The organism is Aquisphaera insulae (assembly GCF_011064615.1).
Lineage (GTDB): Bacteria > Planctomycetota > Planctomycetia > Isosphaerales > Isosphaeraceae > Aquisphaera > Aquisphaera insulae.
On sequence record NZ_JAALJH010000020.1, the window covers coordinates 91,003 to 115,534 of the forward strand.

Annotated in this window: 15 protein-coding genes; 8 read left to right on the forward strand and 7 right to left on the reverse strand. The window is 69.0% G+C overall.

Features of this window, described 5'->3' with window-relative positions:
- Positions 1–37: 37 nt before the first annotated feature.
- Positions 38–3,100: a pectate lyase gene (gene pelA / locus G6O54_RS13630; RefSeq protein WP_205678774.1), complete on the forward strand. Its 3,063-nt coding sequence runs from the start codon at positions 38–40 to the stop codon at positions 3,098–3,100.
- Between the two features lie 28 nt (positions 3,101–3,128).
- Here pelA and G6O54_RS13635 read toward each other — a convergent pair whose 3' ends face one another.
- Positions 3,129–4,439 carry a GumC domain-containing protein gene (locus G6O54_RS13635; protein WP_165226149.1) on the reverse strand — a complete coding sequence of 437 codons (1,311 nt, stop codon included), beginning with the start codon at positions 4,437–4,439 and terminating at the stop codon, positions 3,129–3,131.
- A 244-nt stretch (positions 4,440–4,683) separates the two neighbouring features.
- Between G6O54_RS13635 and cheB the strand changes: the two genes are divergently transcribed.
- From cheB to G6O54_RS13670, 7 genes are all read left to right on the forward strand, one after another.
- Positions 4,684–5,748: a chemotaxis-specific protein-glutamate methyltransferase CheB gene (cheB, locus tag G6O54_RS13640; RefSeq protein WP_165226151.1), complete on the forward strand. Its 1,065-nt coding sequence runs from the start codon at positions 4,684–4,686 to the stop codon at positions 5,746–5,748.
- A gap of 44 nt (positions 5,749–5,792) precedes the next feature.
- Positions 5,793–6,989 (forward strand): SpoIIE family protein phosphatase, encoded by a 1,197-nt coding sequence (locus G6O54_RS38640; RefSeq protein ID WP_165226153.1) that lies wholly within the window; start codon positions 5,793–5,795, stop codon positions 6,987–6,989.
- A 216-nt stretch (positions 6,990–7,205) separates the two neighbouring features.
- Positions 7,206–8,963 carry a hypothetical protein gene (locus G6O54_RS13650; RefSeq protein WP_165226156.1) on the forward strand — a complete coding sequence of 586 codons (1,758 nt, stop codon included), beginning with the start codon at positions 7,206–7,208 and terminating at the stop codon, positions 8,961–8,963.
- 69 nt (positions 8,964–9,032) lie between these two features.
- Positions 9,033–10,940 (forward strand): chloride channel protein, encoded by a 1,908-nt coding sequence (locus tag G6O54_RS13655; protein WP_165226158.1) that lies wholly within the window; start codon positions 9,033–9,035, stop codon positions 10,938–10,940.
- A 158-nt stretch (positions 10,941–11,098) separates the two neighbouring features.
- Positions 11,099–13,084, forward strand: coding sequence for a polymorphic toxin-type HINT domain-containing protein (locus tag G6O54_RS13660; protein ID WP_165226160.1), 1,986 nt, complete (start codon positions 11,099–11,101; stop codon positions 13,082–13,084).
- Between the two features lie 331 nt (positions 13,085–13,415).
- Positions 13,416–15,464 carry a polymorphic toxin-type HINT domain-containing protein gene (locus G6O54_RS13665; RefSeq protein WP_165226162.1) on the forward strand — a complete coding sequence of 683 codons (2,049 nt, stop codon included), beginning with the start codon at positions 13,416–13,418 and terminating at the stop codon, positions 15,462–15,464.
- A gap of 136 nt (positions 15,465–15,600) precedes the next feature.
- Positions 15,601–16,413: a 3-keto-disaccharide hydrolase gene (locus G6O54_RS13670; protein WP_165226164.1), complete on the forward strand. Its 813-nt coding sequence runs from the start codon at positions 15,601–15,603 to the stop codon at positions 16,411–16,413.
- A gap of 289 nt (positions 16,414–16,702) precedes the next feature.
- On the opposite strand, the gene G6O54_RS13675 is transcribed toward G6O54_RS13670, so the two are convergent.
- From G6O54_RS13675 to G6O54_RS13700, 6 genes are all read right to left on the reverse strand, one after another.
- Positions 16,703–18,526, reverse strand: a complete 1,824-nt coding sequence (locus tag G6O54_RS13675) for a glycoside hydrolase family 20 protein (RefSeq protein WP_165226166.1) — start codon at positions 18,524–18,526, stop codon at positions 16,703–16,705.
- A 141-nt stretch (positions 18,527–18,667) separates the two neighbouring features.
- Positions 18,668–19,744, reverse strand: a complete 1,077-nt coding sequence (locus G6O54_RS13680) for a ligand-gated ion channel (RefSeq protein WP_165226169.1) — start codon at positions 19,742–19,744, stop codon at positions 18,668–18,670.
- Between the two features lie 27 nt (positions 19,745–19,771).
- Positions 19,772–21,748, reverse strand: coding sequence for a GTPase family protein (locus G6O54_RS13685; protein ID WP_165226171.1), 1,977 nt, complete (start codon positions 21,746–21,748; stop codon positions 19,772–19,774).
- A 94-nt stretch (positions 21,749–21,842) separates the two neighbouring features.
- Positions 21,843–22,241: an HNH endonuclease gene (locus G6O54_RS13690; RefSeq protein WP_165226173.1), complete on the reverse strand. Its 399-nt coding sequence runs from the start codon at positions 22,239–22,241 to the stop codon at positions 21,843–21,845.
- On the reverse strand, positions 22,241–22,507 hold the full coding sequence (locus G6O54_RS13695; protein WP_165226175.1) for a hypothetical protein: 267 nt from the start codon (positions 22,505–22,507) through the stop codon (positions 22,241–22,243). Before G6O54_RS13695 ends, G6O54_RS13690 begins: the two co-directional genes overlap by 1 nt.
- Positions 22,508–22,516: 9 nt before the next feature.
- The gene (locus G6O54_RS13700) at positions 22,517–24,385 is read right to left on the reverse strand and encodes a GTPase (protein ID WP_165226177.1); all 1,869 of its coding nucleotides are present in this window, start codon (positions 24,383–24,385) and stop codon (positions 22,517–22,519) included.
- Positions 24,386–24,532: the final 147 nt, after the last annotated feature.

The window sequence follows — 24,532 nt, forward strand, 5'->3', positions numbered from 1 at the left end:
CGCTGAGAACCACCCGGAGGGAATCGGATCGGTTACGATGGATTTTCGATCGCCCGAGCACGACCCGTTCCGATCGATCCTCGCGGCCGGAGCCTGGAGCATGAGCGTCTGGACGTCCCGAAGACTCGCCACCGTCCTCATCCTCGCCCTGCTGGGCGTTCCCGCCCGGGGCGACTCGTTCCGGTGGGGAGACTACGCCGGCAATCCCGACGCCTGGTTCGCCGGCCCCGAAGCGGCCCGGATGGCGGAGAACATCCTCAGCTACCAATCGGATCGGGGGACCTGGCCGAAGAACGTCGACACCTCGAAGGCGCCGCACACGGGCGATCGGTCGGAGATCCGGGGGAACTTCGACAACGGGGCGACGACCGGCGAGCTCCGCTTCCTGGCCCGCATCCATCGCGTGACCGGCCGGCCGTTGTACCGCGAGGCCTTCCTCAAGGGCCTGGGCCACATCCTGGCCGCGCAGTATCCCAACGGGGGCTGGCCCCAGTACGATCCCCCCGGCCCGGACTATCCCCGCCACATCACATTCAATGACGATGCGATGGTCCGTCTCCTGGAGTTCCTTCGCGAGGTGGCCCGCGACGACGCCTACGGCTTCGTCGACGCCCCTCGCCGGCAGGCTGCTACCAGGGCCTTTGACGCGGGAATCCGGTGCATCCTGGCCTGCCAGGTCGTCGTCGACGGCGAGCCGGCCGTCTGGTGCGCCCAGCACGACGAGGTCACGCTCAAGCCCGCGAAGGGGCGGGCCTACGAGCATCCGTCGCTGAGCGGCGGCGAGAGCGCGGCCATCCTGACCCTGCTCATGAGCCTGGACGATCCGTCCCTCGAGGTCCGCCGCGCCGTCCACGCCGGCGCCCGCTGGTTCGCGCGGTCGCGACTCTCCGGCATCCGAGTCGACAAGCGCGATGGCGACGCCGTGGTGGTCGCCGACCCGGCCGCCCCTCCCGTATGGGCTCGCTTCTATGAGATCGGCACCAACCGCCCGATCTTCAGCGGCCGCGACGGCGTCATCCGCTACAGCCTCGCCGAGATCGAACGCGAGCGCCGGGGCGGCTACGCCTGGTACGGCCGCCGGGGCGAGGACGTGGCGACGCGATATCGGAAATGGTGCGCGCGATGGGGCGAGGTGGCCTTCGTGCTGCCACCAGCTCCGCCCGCGGCCGAGGCCCAGGGCGCGGGCAAGCCGGATGGGCCGGAGCGGCGGTTCTCGGCGTCGATCGACTTCGACCGGAAAGGTGAGGAGATCTCCCCCCTGCTCTTCGGCCACAACCTGGAGGTTACCCGGCGGAGCGTCTTCGGAGGACTCAGCGCGGAGATGGTGTCCAACCGCAAGTTCGCGGCGAAGGAGGGCTCGCTGCCGAAGCGCTGGAAGCCGATCTCGGGGGGGACGACCCTGGCGATCGATCCGGCGATGCCCTACGCGGGGCGGCCGTCGCTCCGCGTCTCGAGCGACGGTCATGGCGGGGCCCGGCAGCAGGTCGATTTCCCCCTCTTCCCGAAGCAGAGCTGGACCAGGTCGATCCTGCCGGACGACTACGGCTCGGACGTTGGGGGTGTCCTCGCCTTCCACGGCGGCCGTAAGTACCGCTTCCGCTGGCAGCTCTGGACCATCGCCGCGCCCGGGCGAGTCTGGATGCGGGTCTCGGATCCGACCGGGACGCGGACGATCGGCGAGGCAACCACGACGCTGGAGCCCGGCAAGTGGCAGACGTGGTCGGGCGAGTTCACCGCGGCCGAGACGGTTCCCAACGCGCGCCTCGAGATCGGCAGCCGGACGGCGGACTACCTCTGGATCGGCGCCGCGTCGATCCAGCCCTCGGATGCCTTTCACGGCATGCGGCGGGACGTGATCGAGCTGCTCCGGGAAATCGGATGCACCGCGCTGCGGTTCCCGGGCGGCTGCTATTCCGACTTCTACCGCTGGCAAGACGGCCTGTTACCCGTGGATGAACGCCCGCCGATCCACGAGGGGAGCCTCGAATTCCTGCTCACCGATTCCGACGGCTACGACACCCAGGAGCTGGGCATCGACGAGTTCATCGCCCTCTGCCGCGAGCTCGATTGCGAGCCCGCCCTGACCGTCCGGATCTGGAACAAGCCCTGGGAGCCCATGGAGGCCGTCGCCTGGATCGAATACTGCAACGGGGGCCCGGAGACTCGCTGGGGGAAACTCCGAGCTGCTCGAGGACATGCGGATCCTTACCGCGTGAAGACCTGGTTCGTCGGCAACGAGCTCGCCTTCTTCGGCCGCAACGGCATGAACCGGGCGGAGATCTCGGTGCCGCGCGCCGGCCTCTTCGCGGAGGCCATGAAGAAGGCGGACCCGTCGTTGATCCTCGTCGGCTGCACCGACTTCACGAAGGACGGCAAGGACCAATGGAACCACGGCCTGATGGAGCGGGCCGGGGCATTCCTGGCATCCGGTTCCTACCACGCCTACGTCGGGGACGAGAAGAAGCCCAACGACTTCCGCGGGATGGCCAGGGCGAGCGACAAGGTCGCCGAGTCCTGCCGCGTGCTGGCGACGAACATCGGCAAGCCGGTGACCCTGGACGAATGGAACGTCTTCTGGGGCCGGCACGCCACAATCCCCACGGCGCTCCACGCCGCGAGCACCCTGAACGGGCTCTGCCGGGATGCGAAGGCCCGGGGGATCTCTCAGGCTTACTACTTCCAGCCGATCAACGAGGGGGCCATCACCGTCACGCCCCTGGAGGCGAAGCTGGACCTCGCGGGCAAGGTCTTCGCCCTCTACCGCGTCCATCAACGCGCCCGCGTGCTCGGCACGTCCGTCCAGGCGGCCGATCCCGACATCGACCTCTGTGCCTCGGCGGCCCCGGACGGCAAGGCGGTCCACGTCACGCTGCTGAACAGGAATTGCGACCGGAGTATCCCCGTCTCCCTGACCCTGGCCGGCTTCTCGCCTGAGTTCGACGCCGTGCTCAAGCAGTTGACGCCGCGCTCCTTCGCGGACGGAGAATCGGAGCTGATCGAGGCCGAAGCGGCCCTGAACGTGAAGCGCGACGGCCGGGTTGAGACGGTCCTGCCCCCGGGTGCCATCGCGCGGATCGGGTTCTCGGCGAGAGGTCTATAGGCAGCCGCACGGCCATCGGGCCTTGAGGTCACGCCGGGCCGGCATCGGGATCCGGCTTCCAGCCGCGGGGGGAGACGAGCCGCAGGGTCATCGACAGGGCCAGCAGCGCGGCCAGGACCGCGACCGGGGCCAGCGTCATGAAGAGCGGCCGACGGTCGCGGAGCGGGGCCTTCGGGACCTGGGCCAGGTCGATGCGGGGGATCTTGATAAAGGTCCTGTCCTGGGCGAATTTCAGTTGCAGGATCCGGCGCTCGATCTGCTGCGCCGCGGACTGGAAGTCGGCGAGTTCCTGCCGCAAGAGGTCCGCCCGCACGGCGTCCGCTCCCGACTCCGCCGGGTTGACCTCGGATCGCGCGAGGAGCGCCTTCAGCTTATCCCTCGTGAGGGTCGCCGCCCGGATCTCCTCCTTGAGGTCCTGGAGCTCCGCGGCCCGCCGCCGCTCCCGCTCGTCGCTCGCCGGCGAGACCGGCTTGTTCTCCTCCGCTTGAACTCGGGGCTTTCCTTCCTGCCTGGCCTCGAGCTTCGACTCCAGGGCGATGAGCTGGAGTTGGACCTTCGTCAGCTCGTCGTTCGCCTGCCGGTGGAGCGATTCGAGATCCCCATCGAGCTGTGATTCGGGGGCATTCTTCAGATCCCCCCCAATGCTGGATGCCGGCCCGTGGAGACCGACGTGCCGCCTTTCGGTCAGCTTTAGAATTTCGTTCTGCTTCTGCTTGAGCTTCGGCTCGATCTCATTTCGCCGGAATTCTTCCAGAGCCTCGACCTCGGCCTTGGCGGTATTCCGTTGCAGGATGGTGATCCCCGACGGGATGACCTGGGACGGGTCCGGCTGGGTCGTGATCTTGTAGGCGCTGGCCACCGCGTTGACGACCTGGGCCGCCTCCTCGGGCGATGCGGATTCGAGCCCGATCCGGAGGAACTGGGTGTTGGGGACGAATCCGACGTCCAGCCTCCGGCGGAGCTCGCCGATCGGATCGCGGGCCTCCTTGAAGAGCGAGAACTTGGCGATCCCCGGATCGACGATGAAGGCGGCGTCGAGCACGGGATCGCTGAGGACCGAGACCAACTGGGTGCGGAGAGACTCCGGCGGCCCTGGGGCGATCTCGGCGGCGTCGCCCCCCGGCCCGAACGGGTTGGCCCCGCCGAACTCCAGCATGACCAGGCTCTGGGCCCAGTAGGTCGGCTCGATGAATCGATACGCCAGGTACACCAGCGGTGCAGAGAGCAGGAGCCACGGGAGCACGATCCGCCGGACGAGGCCGCGGAGGCCGCTTCCCCCCCGTCGCTCGGCCTTTGATCCCGTGGTCGGAGCCTGATCCGGGCCGTTCGCATCGGTCATGGTGATTCCTCTCCGAGGTTGGGACCGCGGGGGGCGAGAATCGGACTCGTCGTCTGCCTGACCATCCCCGTTCTATCCCGTTCGCATCGGGTCTTCAATCGCCAAAATGTGGGCGTGGGGAAAGTTCATCGCGGCCGGAGCTTGGCAGAGGGCTGGCAATAACGTCCCCTCGGTGCGAGCATCGTCCTCCCCGTTCGTGGTAAGGTAGCCGGGACGTCTTCCCATCCGCGGGCCGAGGCAATTCATGAGAGTCGGCATCGTCAACGATTCGGTGATGGCCTGCGAGGTCCTGCGGCGGGTGGTGACCTCGGTGCCGGGGCAGGAGGTCGCCTGGGTCGCGAAGGACGGCGAGGAGGCCGTGGCCAAGGCGAAGGCCGACGTGCCGGACGTCGTCCTGATGGACCTGTTCATGCCGCGGATGGACGGCGTGGAGGCCACCCGGCTGATCATGGCGCAATCGCCCTGCGCCATCCTCGTGGTCACGGCCACGGTCAGCGGGCACATCCAGAAGGTCTACCAGGCCATGGGCTACGGCGCGCTCGACGCGGTGGACACGCCCGTGATCGGGCCGTCCGGCCAGATCGCGGAGGCGGCGGCCCTGCTCCGCAAGATCGACGTCGTCGGCCGGCTGGTCGGCAAGGCCCCCGCGCGGGCCGACGCCGCCCTGATCCCGGCGATGCCCGTCCGGCCGATCGCGGCGCCGGCCGATCACCCGCTGATCGTCCTCGGCTCGTCCACCGGCGGCCCGTTCGCCCTGGCAGAGATCCTGCCGCTGTTGCCGGCGGGGCCGGACGCGTCCGTCGTGATCATCCAGCACGTGGACGCCGCCTTCGCGCCGGGGCTGGCCCAGTGGCTGGGCGATTTCGCCAAGCGGAAGGTGGAGCTGGCCGCGGATGGGGACCTCGTCGCGCCGGGGAAGGTCTACCTCTCGGCCACCGGGGACCACCTCGTCATGCAGGCCGATCGGCGGCTCTATTACTCGATCGAGCCCCGCCAGCTCAACTACCGCCCGTCGGTGGACGTCTTCTTCCGGAGCGTGGCGAAATTCTGGCCGCGGCCCGGCATCGCCGCCCTCCTGACCGGCATGGGCCGCGACGGCGCGGAGGGCCTGCTGGAGCTCCGCCGGCTGGGCTGGCGGACCATCGCCCAGGACGAGGAGACCAGCGTCGTCTGGGGGATGCCCCGCGCGGCCGTCGAGCTCGACGCGGCCGAATTCGTCCTCCCCCTCCCCCGGATCGGCCCGGTCATCGCCAACCTCTTCCACGTCCAGTTCGCCGGTCGGGCGCAGGCGCGACCCGTCCCGCGCTGAAACAATGAAGCGACGCATCGACCCACCCTCGACGGGACGCAGCCATGAGCAACGAGCCGCAACTGACCCAGCACAAGGTGACTGTCCTCCTGATCGACGACCAGCCGATGATTGGCGAGGCCGTGCGGCGGATGCTGGCCGGCGAGCCCGACGTCGATTTCCATTACTGCCGCGACGCCACCAAGGCCCTCGACGAGGCCGGCCGGATCAAGCCCACCGTGATCCTCCAGGACCTGGTCATGCCGGACATCGACGGCCTGTCCCTGGTCAAGAACTTCCGGGCCAACGAGGCGACCAAGGACACCCCCATGATCGTCCTCTCCACCAAGGAGGAGCCGGCGGTCAAGGCGGAGGCCTTCGCCCTGGGGGCCAACGACTACGTCGTCAAGCTCCCGGACCGCCTCGAGCTGCTCGCCCGGATTCGGTATCACTCCAAGGGCTACATCGCCCAGCTCCAGCGGAACGAGGCCTACCAGGCCCTCCAGGAGAGCCAGAAGCGGCTGGCCAATGAGGTGAAGCAGGCGGAACGCTACGTCCTGTCGCTCCTGCCCGACAAGCTCAAGAAGGGGGAGATCCGGACCGACTGGCGGTTCGTCCCCTCCGCGGAGCTCGGCGGCGACTCGTTCGGCTACCACTGGCTGGACGACGACCACTTCGCCTTCTACCTCCTGGACGTCAGCGGCCACGGCGTCGGCGCGGCCTTGCTGTCGGTCTCGGCCATCAACTCGCTCCGCTCCCAGGCGCTGCCGAACACCGACTTCCGCAAGCCCAGCCAGGTCCTCTTCGCGCTCAACAACGCCTTCCAGATGGATCAGCAGAACGGCCTCTACTTCACGATCTGGTACGGCGTCTTCCACAAGCCCACGCGGCGCGTCGACTACTCGGGCGGCGGCCACCCGCCGGCCCTGCTGCTGGGCGGGCCGTCGGCCGCCGAGGCGAAGCTCGAGGTCCTCGACTCCAAGGGCCCGATGATCGGCGCCATGACCGACCTGGAGTACGAGTCCGGCACCACCACCCTGGACAAGTTCGCGACGGTCTACCTGTTCAGCGACGGCGCCTATGAGATCGAGAAGGCCGACAAGACGATGTGGCCGTTCGGCGAGTTCCTCGCCTACATGGGCCAGGGCCCCCACGAGGGGGTCGCGGAATCGAAGATGGACCGCCTGATCGCGCACGACCGCGTGCTCATGGGGACCGACGACTTCGCCGACGACCTGTCGATCGTCGAGCTGATCTTCTGACGACGCGATCGGCGACGTCGGGGGCGGGGGGGGGAGCGGGCCGCGGCGGTCGGGAGGCCGCGGAGATTCAGGGCCGGCTCGCAAGGAAGTGGCCGGCCCGACGAATGCCCTCAGAACGGGGCGATGGCCGCCCCCGCATGCGAAGGTGCACCCGACGTCCCGGGCGCCGCGTGCGGCCGCCGACGAGCCGCCCCGAGACCCTGGAGATCCTGACCGATGCTCTCCTCTCTATCTCTCTGGATGCTGGCCGCCGCGCTCGGGCAGGCGCCCGCGCCCGCGGAGGCCCCGGCGCCGCCGGCCTGGTTGAAGGCGATCCCCGCGGACGTGGACGCCGCGGTGCGGATCCGCGGCGTGGACGCGGCCCATGCCGACGTCTCCGCCATGCTCAAGGCGTTCAGCCCCGCGCTGGCGGAACGGGCGGAGCCGGCCCTGTCGCAGGGGCTGGGCTCGCTCCGCCATCAGTTCGGCGACGGGGCGGTCACCACCCCGTGGGTCGGCCTCCTCCGGCTGGAGGGCGCCGAGGCCGCGTCGTGGAGCCTCGCCATCCTCGTCCTCGAAGGGGAGCAGGCGAACGTCCTGGCCTCGATCAACGGCGGCAAGGCCCCCGAGCTGAAGGAGGAGGGCGGTGGCGTCTCGTCCTTCGAGCACACGGGGACCGGCAAGCTCTATTCCGCCAAGGGGCCCGGCTGCGTGGCCTTCGGGACCGACAAGTCCCTGATCGCGGCCATCGCGAAGCCGGCCGAGAAAGCCCTGGATTCGGTCCTTACCCCCGCCCAGGCCGCCCAGCTTCTCAAGGGCGACGTCGGCCTCTACGTGAATGCGAACGCGCTGGTGAAGCGGTACTGGGAGCGGATCGACGGTGTCCGCCAGGGGCTGATGGCGGCGCTCGACCAGGCCGGGCAGCAGGCCGGGAACGCCGGCAGCATGGAAGCGGCCAAGGACATCTACAACGCGCTGTTCGACGCGCTCAAGGACGCCGACGCGTTGGTGCTCAACGTGGACGCCGCGGCCGAGGGGCTCACGCTCGGCGGGGTGATCACGGCGAAGCCGGACTCGAAGTCCGCGGAGGGCTTCGCGAAGCTGTCGGCCGGTCCGGCCGACGGCCTGGCGAAGCTGCCGGCGGACGCCGCCTACTTCCTCTACATGAATATCGACTCCTCGACGCTCGACCGGTTGATGAACTCCAACCTGCGGATGATGAACTCCGGCGAGAAGCCCACGCCGGAGCAGGCCGAGGCCCTGGCGAAGCTCGCCACCTTCGGCCGGGTGGAGGCCCTGGGCTCCGTCAAGATGGCCGGCGGCATGGGCGTGCTCAACGTGACCCGCGTCGGCGACCCCGCGGGCTACATCGAGGCCTCGAAGGCCGTCCAGCGGTCGTTCAAGGCGGGGGGCGCGAAGGGCCTGATCAAGGACATCACGTCCGAGCCGGTGGCGGAGCCCTTCCGCGGCATCCCCCTCACCCACGTCGTCACGAAGCTCGACATCGACCGGTTCGTCGAGCAGGCGGCCAGCAACAGGCCCGCGGCCGAGATGCTCAGGTCGATGTTCCCCGGCGGCGAGACGAACTCCTGGATCGGGACCGACGGCACGCTCGTCTTCCAGGCCACGGCCGCGACCTGGGACGAGGCCAGGGCCCTGATCGGCTCGTACCTCGACGGCAAGCTCGGGATCGGCGAGTCGGCGTCCTTCAAGCAGGTCCGCGCGGGGCTGCCCGAGAAGGCGAATATCGCCTTCCTGATGAGCGCCCAGGGGTTCACCTCGCTGATCGCCAACTCGCTGGCCGCCGCGCTGAGCCGCCCCGAATTGAAGCCCGGCGAGCTCCCCTCGGAGCCGGCCGTCTTCGGATTCGCGACGACCCCGGCGGCCCCGCACGGGGTCGAGTTCCGCGCGGTCGTCCCCGCCGCGGTGGGCCCGGTCTTCGAGAAGGGGCTGGTCCCCCTCTTCGGGGCCATGCGGCCGCCGGCGAACAACTGACGTTCCACGCCGGCCGCGCGGGGACGAGCCTCGCGCGGCCGGCGGCAGGGAAACTCGGAGTCTCGATTGATGGCGGGATCGGGAAGGGTGGCCGACGGGAAGCGATCGGCGTGGTGGCACGGTCCAATCCGGAAGGGGTTCGAGAGGGTGGCCGGGCTCTGGGCGACCCCCGGCGTGGGCCGGGTGGCCCTCTGCAGCCCGGCCGTCGGCGTGATCGGCGGCCTGGGGGCGGTGGCCTTCCTCGTCTGCCTCCAGGCGATGTATCGGTACGTCCTGGCCGGCCTGCTGCACTACAACATGCCGCCGACCCTTGAAGGGACGGCGCATGCCGTGACGTATCCGTGGCCATGGTGGCTGGTGCTCCTCTGCCCGGCGATCGGCGGCCTGATCTCCGGCGTCCTCGTGTTCACCTGGGCGCCCGAGGCGGAGGGACACGGGACCGACGCCATGGTTCGATCCTTCCACCGCGGCGGAGGCCTCATCCGGGCCCGGGTGCCGTTCATCAAGTCGATCGCCTCGATCATCACCATCGGCACGGGGGGATCCGCCGGCCAGGAGGGGCCGATCGCGCAGATCGGGGCCGGCTTCGGATCCTACCTGGCACGCGTGCTCCGCCTGCACGTCGACGAGAGGAGGACGCTCATGCTCGCCGGCGCCGCCGCCGGCGTCGGGGCCATCTTCCGGGCACCCCTGGGCGGTGCCCTCTTCGCCGGCGAGGTGCTCTATTCGTCCACCGCGTTCGAATCCACGGCGCTGCTGCCTTGCCTGGCGAGCTCGATCATCGCCTACTCGACGTTCGCCCTGTTCATCACGCCGGAGCCGATCTTCAGCCTCCCCACGCTCAGCTTCCAGGGGCTCCGCGACCTGCCGCTCTACGCCGGCCTGACGATCGTCTGCGCCGCCTTCGGATGGCTCTACGTGAGGGTCTTCTACGGGTTGAGGGACTACTTCTTCAAGCCGATGCCGATCCCCCGGCATCTCAAGCCGGCGGTCGGCGGCCTCCTGCTTGGGCTGATCGCGCTGGCGTTCCCCCAGATCATGACCGGCGGCTACGGCTGGGTGCAGTGGGGGGCCATCGGCATGCCTCCGAAGCTGGCGATGCCCGGCGAGGCCATCTTCACGCCCCACATGGACATGACCCTGCTGCTGACGCTCTGCTTCCTCAAGATCGTCGCCACCGGCTTCACGATCAGCTCCGGCGGCAGCGGCGGCGTCTTCGGGCCGTCGATGCTCATCGGCGGGATGATCGGCGGATTCTACGGCCAGCTCATGGCCCGGCTCCTGCCCATCGCGCACATCAACCCGGCCGCGTTCGTGCTCGTGGGCATGGGCGGCTTCTTCGCGGGCGTCTCCAAGACGCCGCTGACCTCCATCGTCATGGTCAGCGAGATGACCGGCTCGTACAGCCTGCTGGTGCCGCTGATGCTCGCCTGCGGGCTGAACATGGCGATCTCTCGACGATGGACGATCTACGAGGAGCAGGTCGCCAGCCCGATCGACAGCCCGGCGCATCAGGGGGACTTCGTCGTGGACGTCCTGGACCGCATCCTCGTCCGCGACTCGAACATACGTGTCAAGGGCCTGGAGACGATCGCCGCGTCGATGCCCTTCCCGGAGCTGATCCAGCGGGTCGCGCGATCGAGCGAATCCTTCTTCCCCGTCCTGGACGCCCAGGGCCGGCTGCGGGGAATCTTCACGCTCCGGGACCTCCGCCTGGCCTTCCTGGGTGCCGACTGGGGCCCGCTCGTCCTGGCCGACGACCTGGCCACGCGGCCGGTCCTCTCCGTCACCCCGGACGACACCCTGCACACCGCCCTGCGGCGGATGACCGAGCTCAACGTGGACGAGATCCCCGTCGTCTCCCGGGACGACCACACGGAGCTCATCGGCCTGCTCAGCCGCCGCGAGCTGACCTCGTCGTACACCTCCCTGATCGAATCCCTCCGGACACCGGCCCCTGACCCGCACCGGTCCTGAAGACGAGCCGACTTGCAGGTGCATGGGTGCGAAATCCGTCCCGCATCTCGATACCGACGAACTTGTCCGGTGTTCTTCCCTTCTATGATAAACAGCAAGAGGACGATCCGAGGCGATCGCTCCTCGCTCGGGGCTCACCGGAGGGGAGGGTCGGGGTCATGGTCTCCGCATGGATCCTTTGTACCTGTCTCGTCGCATCGGGGCCCGATGGCCATGGCCAGCCGGCCGTCCACCCGAAGAAGGCTGAATCCGAATCGCAGGTAATGCAGGCGCTCCAGGCCGAGGCGAAGGGGCTGGACGCCGAGCGGCTGACGCACCTGGCGCGGGCGATCGCGCTGGACCCTGGCAATGCGCTGGCACGCGGCCTGATGGGGCTGGTGGAATACCAGGGGCGGTGGCAGCGCTCCGAGGCGGCGGAGGCGAAGGCCCAGGAGGATCCGGCGCGGGCCGGGCGTCTCCGCGAATACCTGGAGAAGCGAGCGAGGACGCCGGCGAAGGCCGACGCGCAGGTGCGGCTGGCAGAGTGGTGTGAGCACAACGGCCTGAAAGAGCAAGCGAAGGCCCACTACCGCGCGGCGTTGCGGCTGGACCCGTCCCGGGAGCTGGCGTGGAAGAGGCTCGGCTACCGGAAGCAGGGGGGCCGCTGGGTGCGGCCGGAGGACCTGGCCGCGGAGAAGGCCGAGGCCGAGGCGCAGAAGAAGGCCGACCGCGAGTGGAAGCCGCGGCTGGAGCGGATCCGCGACGGACTGCTCGGCAAGGATCCGTCGAGACGAGAGAAGGCGGAGGCGGACCTGGCGTCGATCCACGACCACCGGGCCGTGCCGATGATCCTGGCGATCTTCATCCCGGCCGGCGAGCGGCCCCAGCTCGCGGCCGTGCGGGCGCTGGGGCAGATCGAGGGGCCGTCGGCGTCGGCCGTCCTGGCCGACCTTGCGGTCTTCAGCCCGCACGTTCCGGTCCGGGACGCCGCCTCCCGGACGATCATGGAGCGCGACCCTCGCGAGGTGATCGGCCGGCTGATCGCGGTGGTCCGCCGTCCCTTCAGGTACAAGCTCGCCCCGGGCAACGGGCCCGGCACCGCCGCCCGGCTCGTCGTCGACGGCCAGGAGTACAACTTCGAGAGGACCTATCGATTCCCCACCTTCATCGAGGCGCCCGCGCAGCCTTTCGCGGCCACCCTGGAGGTCCCGAACGTCGTGAACAACCTGCCGGCCAACGCCTCCGCGGCGGATCGCAAGGAGTCCGAGGGTCGCATTCGCGAGGCGGTCGCGCAGGCCGAGATCAGGAACCAGATCACGATGTCCCAGGCCGCGATGGTCCTCTACTGGAACGAAGTCTACCGGCGGCAGGCCCTGGAGGAGACCGCACGCAGGAACGCCGCCGTCGAGGAGGGCATGGAGAGGGATGTCCGGACGATCGAAGCGATCAACGGGGCGATCGAGGAGGCCGACGCCCGCGCCCTGCCCCTGCTCCGGACGCTCTCCGGGCAGGATCTCGGCACCGATACCGACGCCTGGGCGCGATGGTGGACCAACGAGCTCGGCTACGCCTCTCCGAGCTCGACGCCCCCCAAGCCGACGTATACGGACGTCGTGAGCCCCGCCGACGTCGCGGTCGCAACGCAGGTGCCCGTCTTCACGACAGCCCTCACGACGATCGCCGCGAGGCATTCGTGCTTCGCCGGCGGCACGCCCGTGCGGACGATCGACGGGCCGCGGCCCATCGAGACGATCGCCGTCGGCGACATGGTGCTGTCGCAGGACACGGTGACGGGCAGCATCTCGTTCCGCCCGGTCGCGGCCGTCCATCACAACGACCCCGCACCGACGCTCCGGCTCCGGATCGGCGGCGAGACGATCACGGCCACCGGCATCCACCGATTCTGGAAGGCCGGCCATGGCTGGACCATGGCCCGCGAGCTGAAGCCCGGCGACCGCGTGCGGATGGTCGGGGCCAGCGCCGTGGTTGAATCGGTCGAGCCCGATACCATCCAGCCGGTGTACAACCTCGAGATCGAGGGGAATTCGGACTTCTTCGTGGGCCAGCGTGGGGCGCTCGTCCACGACAACAGCTTCGTCCGACCGGTCGAGATGCCGTTCGACGGGCTCCCGAGCAACGGACATCAGGTCGAAACGGCGAGATGAAGCCCGCCTCCTCGCCGGTGCCCGGATCGATCAGGGCACCGGCACCGCGGGGATGCCCGGGAATCGCCGCGGTGCCTGGTCGTCGCTCCGCAACATCGAGGTTCCGTGCTCGACCGCCGCGATGAGCCGACAGGCCCGCCGCCTCGCGATCCGCCCCAATGCCCTCCATGATCGGGGGCGATCCGCATAGTGGGTGCATGGGGGTGAAATCCGTCGCAAATCTCGAGACCGATGGCACTCTCCTTGTTCTTCCCCCCATAGTAGACTGAACGAGGATGCTCCGGGGCGATCACGCTTTCCGTGGGGCTGATCGAAGGGGAGGGTCGGCATCATGATCTCCGCATGGATCCTTTGCACCTGTCTGGTCGCATCGGGGCCCGATGGCCAGCCGGCCGTCCACCCGAAGAAGGCGGAATCAGAATCGCAGGTGAAGCAGGCGCTCCAGGCCGAGGCGAAGGGGCTGGACGCCGAGCGGCTGACGCACCTGGCGCGGGCGATCGCGCTGGACCCGGGCAATGCGCTGGCGCGGGGCCTGATGGGGCTGGTGGAATACCAGGGCCGCTGGCAGCGATCCGAGACGGTCGAGGCGAAGGTGCGGGCGGACGACGCGAGGGCCGCGCGAGTCCGTGAGTACCTGGAGAGGCGCGCGAAGACGCTCATGCGGGCCGACTCGCAGGTCAAGCTGGCCGAGTGGTGCGAGCAGAATCACCTGACGGAGCAGGCGCAGGCCCACTACCGGCTCGCGGTCCGGCTCGATCCCTCCAGGGAGCTGGCCTGGCGCCGCCTGGGCTACAAGCGGCAGGGCCGCCACTGGGTCCATCCCGATGAGGAGGCTGCTCGGAAGGCCGAGGCCGACGCGCAGAAGAAGGCCAACGCGGACTGGCAGCCGCGAATGGTGAAGATTCGCGAGGGGCTGCTTGCCGCCAACCCGGCCGCGAGGGAGGCCGCGGAGCGACAGCTCGCGGCGATCACCGACCGTCGTGCCACGCCGTCGATCATGACGATCCTGGCCACGGGCAATGAGCGGCTCCAGCTTGATGCCGTCCAGGCGCTGGGCCAGCTCGACGGGCAGATGGCCGTCGCCGGCCTGGCCCAGCTCGCCGTCTTCAGCGACTCGGCCGCGGTCCGGTCGAACGCGTCGGCCACGCTCGTCCGCCGCGACACACGAAGCATCACCGACGGGCTCATCGGCCTGGTGCGACGGCCGTTCAAGTACGAGGTGATCCCCGCCACCGGCCCGGGGACGAGCGCCCAGCTCCTGGTCGACGGCGAGGCATTCGACGTCCAGAAGTCCTACCGCTTCCCCGTGCTCAACGTGACCCAGAATAGCTTCTGGGTCGAGCTGACGGACACGAAGGTCGTGGACGACGGCTTCGCGCAGCCGGATCCGCGTCGGCCGTCGTGGGGAGGGAGACCTCCCGGTATGACGATGGGACACAACGCGCAGAACCTTCAGCGTGCCCAGGCCACGGCCAGGGCTGTCGATGAAGGCTCCCGGGCCAGGGCTGCGGAAACCGGTCAGGCCATCACGGCCCAGAACGAGTTCGCGTTGCAGGCCGCGCAGGAAGAGTTCGTTCGGCGGACCGTGGCCGTCCATCGATCGATCGAGGATGACATCCGGATGATCGACGGCCTGAACGATCAGATCGGTCAAATCAATGCGCGCGTGCTGCCGGTCCTGGCGTCGATCACGGGCCGGGATCTCGGGGCCGATCCCGACGGCTGGCGGCGATGGAGTGCCGACCAGCAGGGATACGTCTCGTCGTCCGAGCCGACCATCAAGCCGACCTACTCCGAGGTCGTCGCCGTCCCCGACGTCACCCTGACGCTCCAGGCCGGCGTGACCCGGACGAGCCAGATCACCCAGCATGTGAACAACCAGTTCCAATTCACCCCCGTGAGCGCCCACGACTGCTTCGCGGCCGGGACGATCGTCCACACGATCGACGGGCCACGGTCGATCGAGTCGATCCGCGTGGGCGACCTGGTCCTCTCGCAGGATACGGCCGCCGGCTCCATGACGTTTCGCCCCGTGACCGACATTCACCACAGCCCCCCCATGCCCACACTCCGGGTCGCCGTCGGCGACGAGACATTCCTCGCGACGGGGATCCACCGCTTCTGGAAGGTCGGCGAGGGCTGGGTGATGGCTCGGGACCTGAAGCCCGGCGACCGCCTCCGCCGTGTAGGCTCCTCCGCGGTGGTCCGATCCGTCGAGCCCGACGCCGTCGTGCCCGTCTTCAACCTGGACGTGGACAGCAACCGCAACTTCTTCGTCGGCGAGCACCGTTTCCTGGTCCACGACTTCAGCCTGGTCCTCCCCGTTGATACCCCCTTCGACGGCCTCCGCAACGCCCATCAGGTCCCCGACTCCAACTGACAGACGCCTCGGGCCCCTGCCATCCGCCCTCAACCCGCGCTAGAATGAGGGCCTGGGCCGGAGCCGCCCTGGAATCGGGCGACTTCGGCGAAGGTCTGTCCTTGTACTCCCGGTTCAGTAGCGAGGGCGTTGGACTATGTCTCGGCGCGGACCCCTGGCGTGTGCGACGGTGATGGTCGGCCTGGTGGCCTCCGGTGTTTGGGCCCAGGAGAAGCCGAAGTACGGCTACAAGGACACGCCCATGCTCCCGGGCGGGAAGTGGCACGTCCACGACAGCGACCGGCCGCTGCCGCCGGTGATCACGCCCGGGACGGCGAGCACCCAGGACGCGCCCGGCTCCGCCCCGTCGGACGCGGTCGTCCTCTTCGACGGCAAGGACCTCTCCCACTGGAAATCCGACCGCGGCGGTGAGGCGAAGTGGGACATCCGGGACGGGGCCCTCGTCATCCACCCCGGCGCCGGGGCCATCCTCAGCCGCGACGAGTTCGGCGACTGCCAGCTCCACCTCGAGTTCGCCTCGCCCGTCCCGCCGAAGGGCGCCGACCAGGGACGCGGCAACAGCGGCGTCATGTTCTTCGGCCGGTACGAGATCCAGGTCCTGGACTGCTACGACAACAAGACCTACGCCGACGGCCACGCCGCCGCCATCTACGGCCAGCATCCGCCGCTGGTGAACGCCTCGCGGAAGCCCGGCGAGTGGCAGACCTATGACATCCTCTTCACCGCCCCGCGGTTCAAGGACGACGGCACCGTCGAGACCCCCGCCCACGCGACGATCCTGCACAACGGCGTCGCCGTCCAGAACCACGCCGAGCTGCTCGGCCCGATGGCCTTCCGCGCCCTGCCCAAGTACCGCAAGCACGGCCCGGCCGGCCCGATCCTCCTCCAGGACCACGGCAATCCCGTCCGCTTCCGCAACATCTGGGTACGTCCGCTGAACCACGGATGACGCGGACATCGCGGATGACAGAAAAGCCAGGACCAGGGAGGGAATCACGGATCGAGGAGGGGAGGACAATGCAGGGTAACGACCACGGATGACACGGATAACACGGATGGAAGCGGGAAAAGTCGGTCAGGTTGGAGCCTGGGTCAGACTACCTGACCTGATTCGGCCTGACCTGACTGCTCCTTCCATCCTTATCCTCCGTTCCCTTCCCTCCCCGTTCATCCCATCCCCTGTCTTCATCCGTGATATCCGTGTCATCCGTGGTAGTTACTCTTCTCTTCGTCTCAGATCAGCGTATCGCGTGAAGGAGTTGATCCGCGGAGATCCCCTCCGAGAAGCGGTCCACGCCGTACCTGTCATAGAGCCGCAGCAATTCCCGCACGTCATCCTTGTGACGGTCGATGAGCTCGGCCGGAGCGTGTGACGGCGAGCCCCCGTGGTGCTGGACCCAGCGGGCCAGGTCGTTCAGGATCACGGTCCGCGGCGAGATGGTCATCTTCTCCACCCGGCCGCGGATCACGGGGTCGTCGTCGGCTCCCATCGCTTCCTGAAGGATCGCGAGCCCGCGCCGTGCGGCCCTGGCGTCGATGCCGTAGCTGGCCGCCGGCCCGAAGCAGTGCTGATGGACTCCGGACTCCCTCGCCGTGTTCTGGATCAGGGCGATGTACTCCTTCACCTTCTCGGCCGCCTTGCCGTAGTAGGCGTCGATGAAGGCGTCCTTGATCTTGCGATCGTCCCCGGCGGGATCCCAGAGCATCCGCGAGATCAGGTCGTTGCGGACCTCGCAGAGTTCGGTGTTCTGCGCATTGCCGGGGGCCTGCATGAACACGCCTTTCACCCCGTGCGCGGCCAGGAACCTCACGTTCGGGCCGATCACGTCCAGGTTCGGGCAGGGCGAATTATACGAGGAGAAATTCGTGTTGTAGTTCCACACGTAAACATTGGACGTGATCTTGCACCAGCCCTCCAGGTCCCGGCAGAAGGCCACGTTCAGCGGGCAGTTCGGGTCGTCCAGGGGATGGAGCTGGCAGGCCTCGATGCTGCAGAGCTGGATCGCGACGTTCGGCCGGGGCTTCAGGCCCTTCGGCGGCTTCCGCGAGAACTGGTAGGCGAGCGTCCCCACGAAGACGCCCGGGTTCTTCTTCGCCACCGCGTCGGCCGCCTCGTTCACCAGGGTGAGCAGCGAGCCCATGTGCGAGTCTTCACGTTCGTCGATGGCCCGGCAGGCGTCGCAACGGCAGTATTCCGTGTTGTCGTTCTGGGAGATGGAGACATTCCCGGACGTCTTCTTCTCGCGGTCGATCTTCGCGAGCACGCCCTCGATGATCCGCCGCCGGACCTCGGGATGGGTGAAGCACGGCTGGGTGCCGCCGTCCTCGGCGTTGTCCTCCTGCATGAACGCCCGGCGCTTGCCGTTGACCAGGCTGAAGAACTCGGGGTGCTCCTTCCCGAGCCTCGCCACGGGGACCCACTCCGGGACGCTGTGCGAGATCAACGTCCACGCCGAGCTCCCGCCGAGCTCCGGCGCGGAGGTCACGGCGTTGTTCCGGAGCCTCGCCGCGAACGCCGGCTGGGCGTGATTGACGCCGAAATACGAGTACCGCCAGGCGAACCGCGGCTGGAACGTCCGCTCGCCGGATGCAATCGGTCGGGCGGCGCGATCGGTCGGGACCGAGGTGGCATCGTTCCAGAGGAATCGGACGCCCAGGTCGTCCTCCAGGAACGCATAGACGCCGTAGAGCGTCCCCCGCGGCGCGCCGCCGGCGATCTCCACGCGGCCGTCGCCGACCTTGATTCGGAACCCCTCGTCGCCGAGGTCGTCCGTCTTCAGCGCGGCCGCCTTCCCGATCAGGATCGCCCGCGCGGGCGGGCTATCGGTCGCGAGGATCTCCGCCGGGCCCTTCGCCCCGGCGACCTTCGGGAGGAACTCGCGGAGCTCCTCGGCCGCATGCCTCTCCGCGGGCGCGGCCCCGGGGGGGATCACGATGGGCCAGCTCGCGAGCGTGACCGGCGTGACCTCGCCCCGGGCCGGCGTGGTCACCAGGGCGGAGGTCGTGCAAAGGAGTGCCGCGAGGCCGATGCGTGTGCTGACGGGGGAGGCGAACCGTCGCATGGGTGGCTCCTTCGGGGGGATGATGCGGTGGGTAGCTGACCCGATCGTGTGCGTGGATCGCTGAAGCAGGGATCGTCGGCGGGCTGGGCAGCCAGCGCTCAACGTATCGCCCCCGAGGGCCCCGGGCAAGGGGCGGCTCGCTCACCAGAGCGAGAGGATCGCGACCGTTCCGATCACCGAGAGGAACGCGAGCGGGAAGGCCCAGCGAGCTCGATGCTGGATTCGGAGGGCCGCATCCGGCCCCTTCTTCTTGAAGATCACGTGGAGGGTCGACACGGCGAAGATCACCGCCAGGACGAAGGAGAACGCGCTCAGGGTATAGCGGTCGATGAAGGTGAGATAGGCGACCTTGGGCAGGGAGAAATCCACGGCGTACGTGAAGGTGACCAGCGAGAGGAGGATCGCCAGGCCGGTGCTGACCTGCGGCTGGAGGATGGTGACATCGAACCAGAAGACCAGCCAGGTGGTCATGACCAGGAGGGTCATCGGCAGGAGCACTCGCCAGACGTAGAAGGTGGATCGACGCGTGATCTTCACCTCGAAGAGGAGCCGCTCGTCGCCGCGGATCTCCCCGGGGCGCCTCTCGATGCGGGCGCCCACCTGGCCGACCTCCCAGTCCGTCACCGACGCGTCGGATAGCTTGCCCACACGCTCCTCGTCCACCCGGAGGTCGAGGTCCCTGGCGAACGGGTCGAACGGGGCGACCACCACGGTGAGGGTCTGACGGTCGAAGGGGAACTTCCTGAGGTCGAACTGCGACTGGAATTTGTGGCTGAACCTCACTCGCTGAGTGGCGTGCCCCTGGTCGTCCACGTAGATGTCGCCCTCGCGTTCGGCCAGCACCTGCTCGACGGCATTGACGAACTCCAGCGCGGGGGTCCAGACCTGGCCCGGGCGGTATCGCCTCGGCTTCCCGTGTCGTTCTCCTTCCTTGAGGGCAAGCCCCGGATCCGTCCAGCTCACGTCGAGATAGCCGGCCATGTCGAACGACTCCTCGCGCAGGTTGATCCGTGCGAAGTCGATCAGGTAGACGCCCAGCGAGACCTCCAGCCGCTTGCCGTCCTCCCCCGGCCAGTGGATGCCCTCCTTGCGGAGCGTCTCCGTCATCGGCGAGACGTCCGCTGCAGGCGCCGCCGTTACCGTCCCTGTCGCACCGGCCACGAGCGCGGTCAGCAGGATTGCGACACGGACGCCGTCGGGCATACCGTCAACCATCATCGATCTCCGGGAGTCTCCCGATCGCCGTCATGTCGCGACCTCGCGTTTCACGGGGCCTCGATCGCGAGCCGTGGACGCGGGCACCACGGGCTCGATCATCGGAGGAATCGGGTCGATCGAGGCCTGGGCTTCCGCCCCCGTCGTGGCGGGCCTGCCGTTGGTCCTCAGGCCGCCGAGGCCCAGGTCGAGCACGCCCCCCCCGCCGACGGCCCCCTTGAGCTGGCCGAGCTCGCGGGCGATCGAATCGAGCGTCGCCGCATGGCCGCGGATCGACAGGCAGGCGGCCGCGCTGTCGGCGTAGAGCGATTCGAACAGGTCCGCCGGGGAGAGCCGGATCACGGCCCCCTTCAGCTCGCGGACGATCCCCCGGTTGAGGAGGTGGAGCAGCAGGAAGCCGAGCAGCACGCCCCAGATCAGGCACCAGAGCGCGGCCTGGAGGAGGAAGTCCAGGCCGAGCAATGGGGCACGGTTCCACAAATGCTCATAGAAGAAATTTCGACCCATGTGGAAGGCCAGGTAGGCGGGCAGGAGGCAGAAGGCAGCCTCGAAGAGGACGTGCACCGGGCGGCTCGCCCGGGTGGCGACCCGGCGTTCGATGATCGCGCCGGCCTCCGTATCGAGCTTCTGGTACGCCGCCACCGCCACGTCGGCGAGCTGCTCCGCGGAGAGGTCACGCGGCGTCGCCGTGGTCGATGCCGGCGCGGGCGAATTGATGCCGGCGTCGGCGAGATGGCCGCGGAGGACGCTGCGGGCGCGGGCGACGTCCGCCTCGGTGAGGCCGAGGTCCGCCTCCGCAGCCCAGGCGCCCGCGGCCTGCCGCTCCCGCCATTTCTCGCCGGCGAGCTGCGAGAGCGCGAGCCCCCCGGCGAGCATCGCCTGGGTGGGGGTCCGTGCCCGCAGCAGGATCAGCGATCGGACCAGGCTCCCCCCCGCCGACCAGAGGCCGAGCAGCCCGGCGAGCGGCCCGGCGCCCCAGGCCTGCGTCAGGGCGCGGAGCACCCGGGACCGCCAGAGCCGCCGGTTGGCGTCGATCCGCTCGGTCATCCGCGCGCGGACCTTCGCCAGCAGGGCGGCGCGGTCGGCGTCCATCGAGCGCTCGAGCCGGCCGACCGCGTCGAGGCCGGCGTCGATGGGGGGGCGGATCGTCGCCAGCAGCCAGTCGTAAAGCCCCAGCAGGTTCGCCCGCCGGATCCGGTGCCGGGCCCGGCTGGCGAGCTCGTGCTCCAGCAGGTCGCGGAAGCGGGCGAACTCCGCGTCCACGGGCTCGCCCAGCTCCTGGTTCCGCAGCGCATCGGCCGCGTCGAGCCGGAAGACCTCCGGGACGTCCAGGCCCAGGCCGTCCAGGTAGGTCCGCAGGTCGCGGCGGTTGTCCTCGTCGAGCTTCGAATGCGTCTGGACGTAGAGGATCTGCCGCCCGGGTGCGTTCTTGAGCAGCTCCCGGCCGACGACGTGCGACTTGTACTTCTGCGAGGTCACCGTGTGCACCAGGACGTCGCAGTGCGGCAGCACCGTGCGGAGGATGTCCAGGTGCTTCACCCCCCCCGCCCCGTCCTCCGGGTCCTGGGTGTCGGGGTCGGGGCAGTCCACCAGGATCATCTGCTGGAGCATCGGGACGTTGATCTTGTGGACTTCCATGTCGTCGTCGTCCAACCCGAGGAAGCGCGGATCCACCGACGGATGGCAGGCGACCACCGCGCGCCGGGTCATCGGCCGGTATTCCTTCCCGGCCCGGCTGACCGGCCGGCCGAGCAGCGCGTTGAAGAGCGTGCTCTTGCCGGTGCCCGACCCGCCCAGGAACCCGACCACGAGCGCCCGGTCGAGGTCGATCTCCGGGGCCTTCAGCCGGGGTTCCAGCCGCCTCACCAGCCCGCTCGCCTCCTCGAACGGCGGCCACGCCGGCGCGTTCCTGGCCCAGGCGACGAGCCGCGCGTACAGCCGGTCGAAGCCGGCGAGCAGGTGCTCCTTCTCCCAGTCGGGGGCGGTCGGGCGGCTGTGATCGGCCAAGGGATTGCCTTTCTTCGGATCGGAGCGTCGTCTCACAGGAAGTTCAGAGCGCGACATCGAGGACTCATCGACCACCGCGCGGCAATGCTGCTCTTCATGGGTAGAGCCCGCGGGCGATGAGCGCCGCTCGAAACTGGAGACGCTGCCCCGCGTTCATCGAGAGCACACGAACGGTCGTTCGGCCGGTTGCCGTCCGACCCAGGATCAGCGGCCCTCGGAGCTCGAAGTGCTCGGCCCAGGATTGGTTTCTCGGGTCGAATAGAAGTTCGATCCTGCCCGTGTCCGGATCGATCCCAACGAGATCCGAGCCCTTGAACAGGTTGCATCGCGCGCACGCCACGCAGAGGTTCGACGGGTCGTCGATTCCACCGTGCTTCCTCGCGACGATGTGCTCGATGTGATGGCTGATCTCGACGTGTTCCTGCGAGATTCGGCAATACTCGCAACGTCCTCCCGCACGTTCCCAGATGGTCGTCCGGGTCGCCACGTCCATCAGTCGTCCGCATCAAGACGTTGTCGGGCCTTGAGCTTGAGGATGGCAAGCATGTCGGCCGCCTCGATGTAGCTCAGGTATTCGTCGCGTTCCTCGCTCGTGAGGAGCCCTTCGTTGGCTCGCCCTGCCAGGATCGCGACTCTGGCCTGAACCTCGGAGTCGGGGCTGGTATCGAGCAAGCTCTGGGCCGCCTCCCTGTTCAGGGCGGACGCGAGCGGGTCGAGGATCCGGTCCAGGAACCGGGCGGCAAGGGTCTGCGTTTCCATTCCACTATCCTAGCACGGGAGCGTAAGATTGCGAAGCGACGGGGAAGTGGCCTTCGACTCGGTTGCCGGGGCGGCATTCTCGCCGTCGATCGCCGCGAGCTCCCGGGAAAGATCGGCGGCGATCCGGAAGGCGTCGCGGTAGTCGTCCCCCTCGGCGAGCTCGGCGAGGCCGTCGATCCGCTCGAGATGGCGGCCCAGGACGCAGTCGTGGATGACGCGGGCCAGGACCGTGGCCCGCTCCTTGTAGAACTGGGCGAAGAGGTCGGCGATCAGCTTGCGGGCGGGCGCGGAGAGCCCCGCGATCGCGCCCTCGCCCCCCGCGGCCCCGGCGGCCCCGGCGGCGACGTCGATGGCGACCTGGACCACGCTGTGCGAGCCGACGTGGAAGGCGGCGTGCGTGAGCATCTCCGCCCCGCCGAACATCCCGATCGAGATGGCCGGCCGGATCACCGCCGTGGCGATCAGCCCCCACTCGATCGCCCGCATCATCCTCGGGTGCTCGGCCTCGAATCGCTCGAGGTCCCCGGCGATCGCCGCGCGGTAGGCGTCGGTCAGGAGCGGCGTGGCGGCCAATCTCGTCCGCAGCTCGTCGAAGGCCCGGCGCCGCCCCTCGCCGGAGAGGACCGGCGTCAGCTCGTCGCGGAGCACCGGCTTGGCGGCTCGCTGGACCAGGTCGAGCTTGGCGTAGATCTCCTCCAGGGCCTTCGTCAGCAGCGCCTCCTCGGCCCTGACGTAATCGGCCTCCTCACGGGCCGGGTCGCGGCGGCCCGGGATCAGCTTCATCACGGCGCCGCCGATCTTGCCGTAGAACTTGTGCACGGCCCGGTCGAAGGTCGTCCGGCGGGGCTCGAGCCATCGCCAGATCTCGCCGGTGACGATGTGGCCGGGGAGGACCGGGGCGTCGAGCTTCACGCGGACGGTGTCGTGGATGATCTGGCGGGCCTCGCGGTTCTCCTCCGCGCGGGCGTGGATCGTCTGGAGATAGGCGGGGAGCCCTTCGCGGGCCTCGAGCATCTGGCGGAGCGCCCCGCGGAGGGACCGGATCTTGATCTCCGCGAACCTCAGCTCGGCGAGGTCGTCCCGCGGGTCGGTCGAGCCCGGCGTCAGGCCGTGGAACGCCAGCCGGTTCTCGCGGACCGCGACCCGGTCGCGGGGGACGGCGTAGACGTACGCCGGATGGGCGCCGGTCCCCTTGCAGAAGGTCTGGAGCCACCGCTCGCAGTGCTCGCGGTCCTCGGGCCATTCGACCATGTTGAAGACGGCGAGGATCGTCTTGTCGGCCTCGGCGGCCTCGCGGAAGAAGCGGCGGACGGCGGCGTCGTTGAACTTCTGCTGCGTGAGCACGGCGATGAGCACGTCCGACGCATGGGCAATGAGCCGGGCGCGATCCCAGTTCACCGGCATCGCCCCGTCGACGTCCGGCGTGTCGAGGATCACCAGGTTCGCCGGCTGCCGGCCGCTCGGGTCCTCGCGATAGATCAGCCGGTCGGCCGGCCCGTCGGCGATGGCGTCGTCCTCGGACGACCACGCCGCCAGCTCGAACGAGGGGAAGACCTTCGCGAGGTCATGCGTCGCGGCGAAGCCCTGCGGCACCAGGCAGACCGGATGCTTGGTCTGGGTGGCGTCGGGATGGACGCGGCTGGCGGGGAACCCGGCGAGGTGGTTGAACACCGTGCTCTTGCCGATGTTCGTCCCCCCCGCCACCGCCACCACCAGGTAGGGCGCCTCCGTGAGCTGGGGCCGCAACTTCTGGAAGAGGTTCGCGTGCCAGGCCGTCGCCGCGGGCGACGCGATCCCCAGCGGGGTGGCCTCCGCCTCCAACCGGGCGACCGCGCCGGCGAGCTCGGTCACCCGCCGCGACCAGGTCGAATATTCCATGAACGACGAGCTCCCCGCGGATCGATGGCCCCGGCGACGACCCGTCGATTATAGCGATCCGGCCCCCTCGCGTGATGCCCGACTCCATCGGACTCTATCCTGAACTACCGAAGATTGAGACGAGATCTTTTGTAGGGTGCGTCAAGC

Coding starts and splice junctions, on each gene's coding strand:
- G6O54_RS13660 (WP_165226160.1), top strand. CDS start 11,099: ATGGTCTCCGCATGGATCCTTTGTACCTGTCTCGTCGCATCGGGGCCC.
- G6O54_RS13655 (WP_165226158.1), top strand. CDS start 9,033: ATGGCGGGATCGGGAAGGGTGGCCGACGGGAAGCGATCGGCGTGGTGG.
- G6O54_RS13650 (WP_165226156.1), top strand. CDS start 7,206: ATGCTCTCCTCTCTATCTCTCTGGATGCTGGCCGCCGCGCTCGGGCAG.
- G6O54_RS13675 (WP_165226166.1), bottom strand. CDS start 18,526: ATGCGACGGTTCGCCTCCCCCGTCAGCACACGCATCGGCCTCGCGGCA.
- cheB (WP_165226151.1), top strand. CDS start 4,684: ATGAGAGTCGGCATCGTCAACGATTCGGTGATGGCCTGCGAGGTCCTG.
- G6O54_RS13680 (WP_165226169.1), bottom strand. CDS start 19,744: ATGATGGTTGACGGTATGCCCGACGGCGTCCGTGTCGCAATCCTGCTG.
- G6O54_RS13670 (WP_165226164.1), top strand. CDS start 15,601: ATGTCTCGGCGCGGACCCCTGGCGTGTGCGACGGTGATGGTCGGCCTG.
- G6O54_RS13635 (WP_165226149.1), bottom strand. CDS start 4,439: ATGACCGATGCGAACGGCCCGGATCAGGCTCCGACCACGGGATCAAAG.
- G6O54_RS13695 (WP_165226175.1), bottom strand. CDS start 22,507: ATGGAAACGCAGACCCTTGCCGCCCGGTTCCTGGACCGGATCCTCGAC.
- G6O54_RS13665 (WP_165226162.1), top strand. CDS start 13,416: ATGATCTCCGCATGGATCCTTTGCACCTGTCTGGTCGCATCGGGGCCC.
- G6O54_RS13690 (WP_165226173.1), bottom strand. CDS start 22,241: ATGGACGTGGCGACCCGGACGACCATCTGGGAACGTGCGGGAGGACGT.
- G6O54_RS13700 (WP_165226177.1), bottom strand. CDS start 24,385: ATGGAATATTCGACCTGGTCGCGGCGGGTGACCGAGCTCGCCGGCGCG.
- G6O54_RS38640 (WP_165226153.1), top strand. CDS start 5,793: ATGAGCAACGAGCCGCAACTGACCCAGCACAAGGTGACTGTCCTCCTG.
- pelA (WP_205678774.1), top strand. CDS start 38: ATGGATTTTCGATCGCCCGAGCACGACCCGTTCCGATCGATCCTCGCG.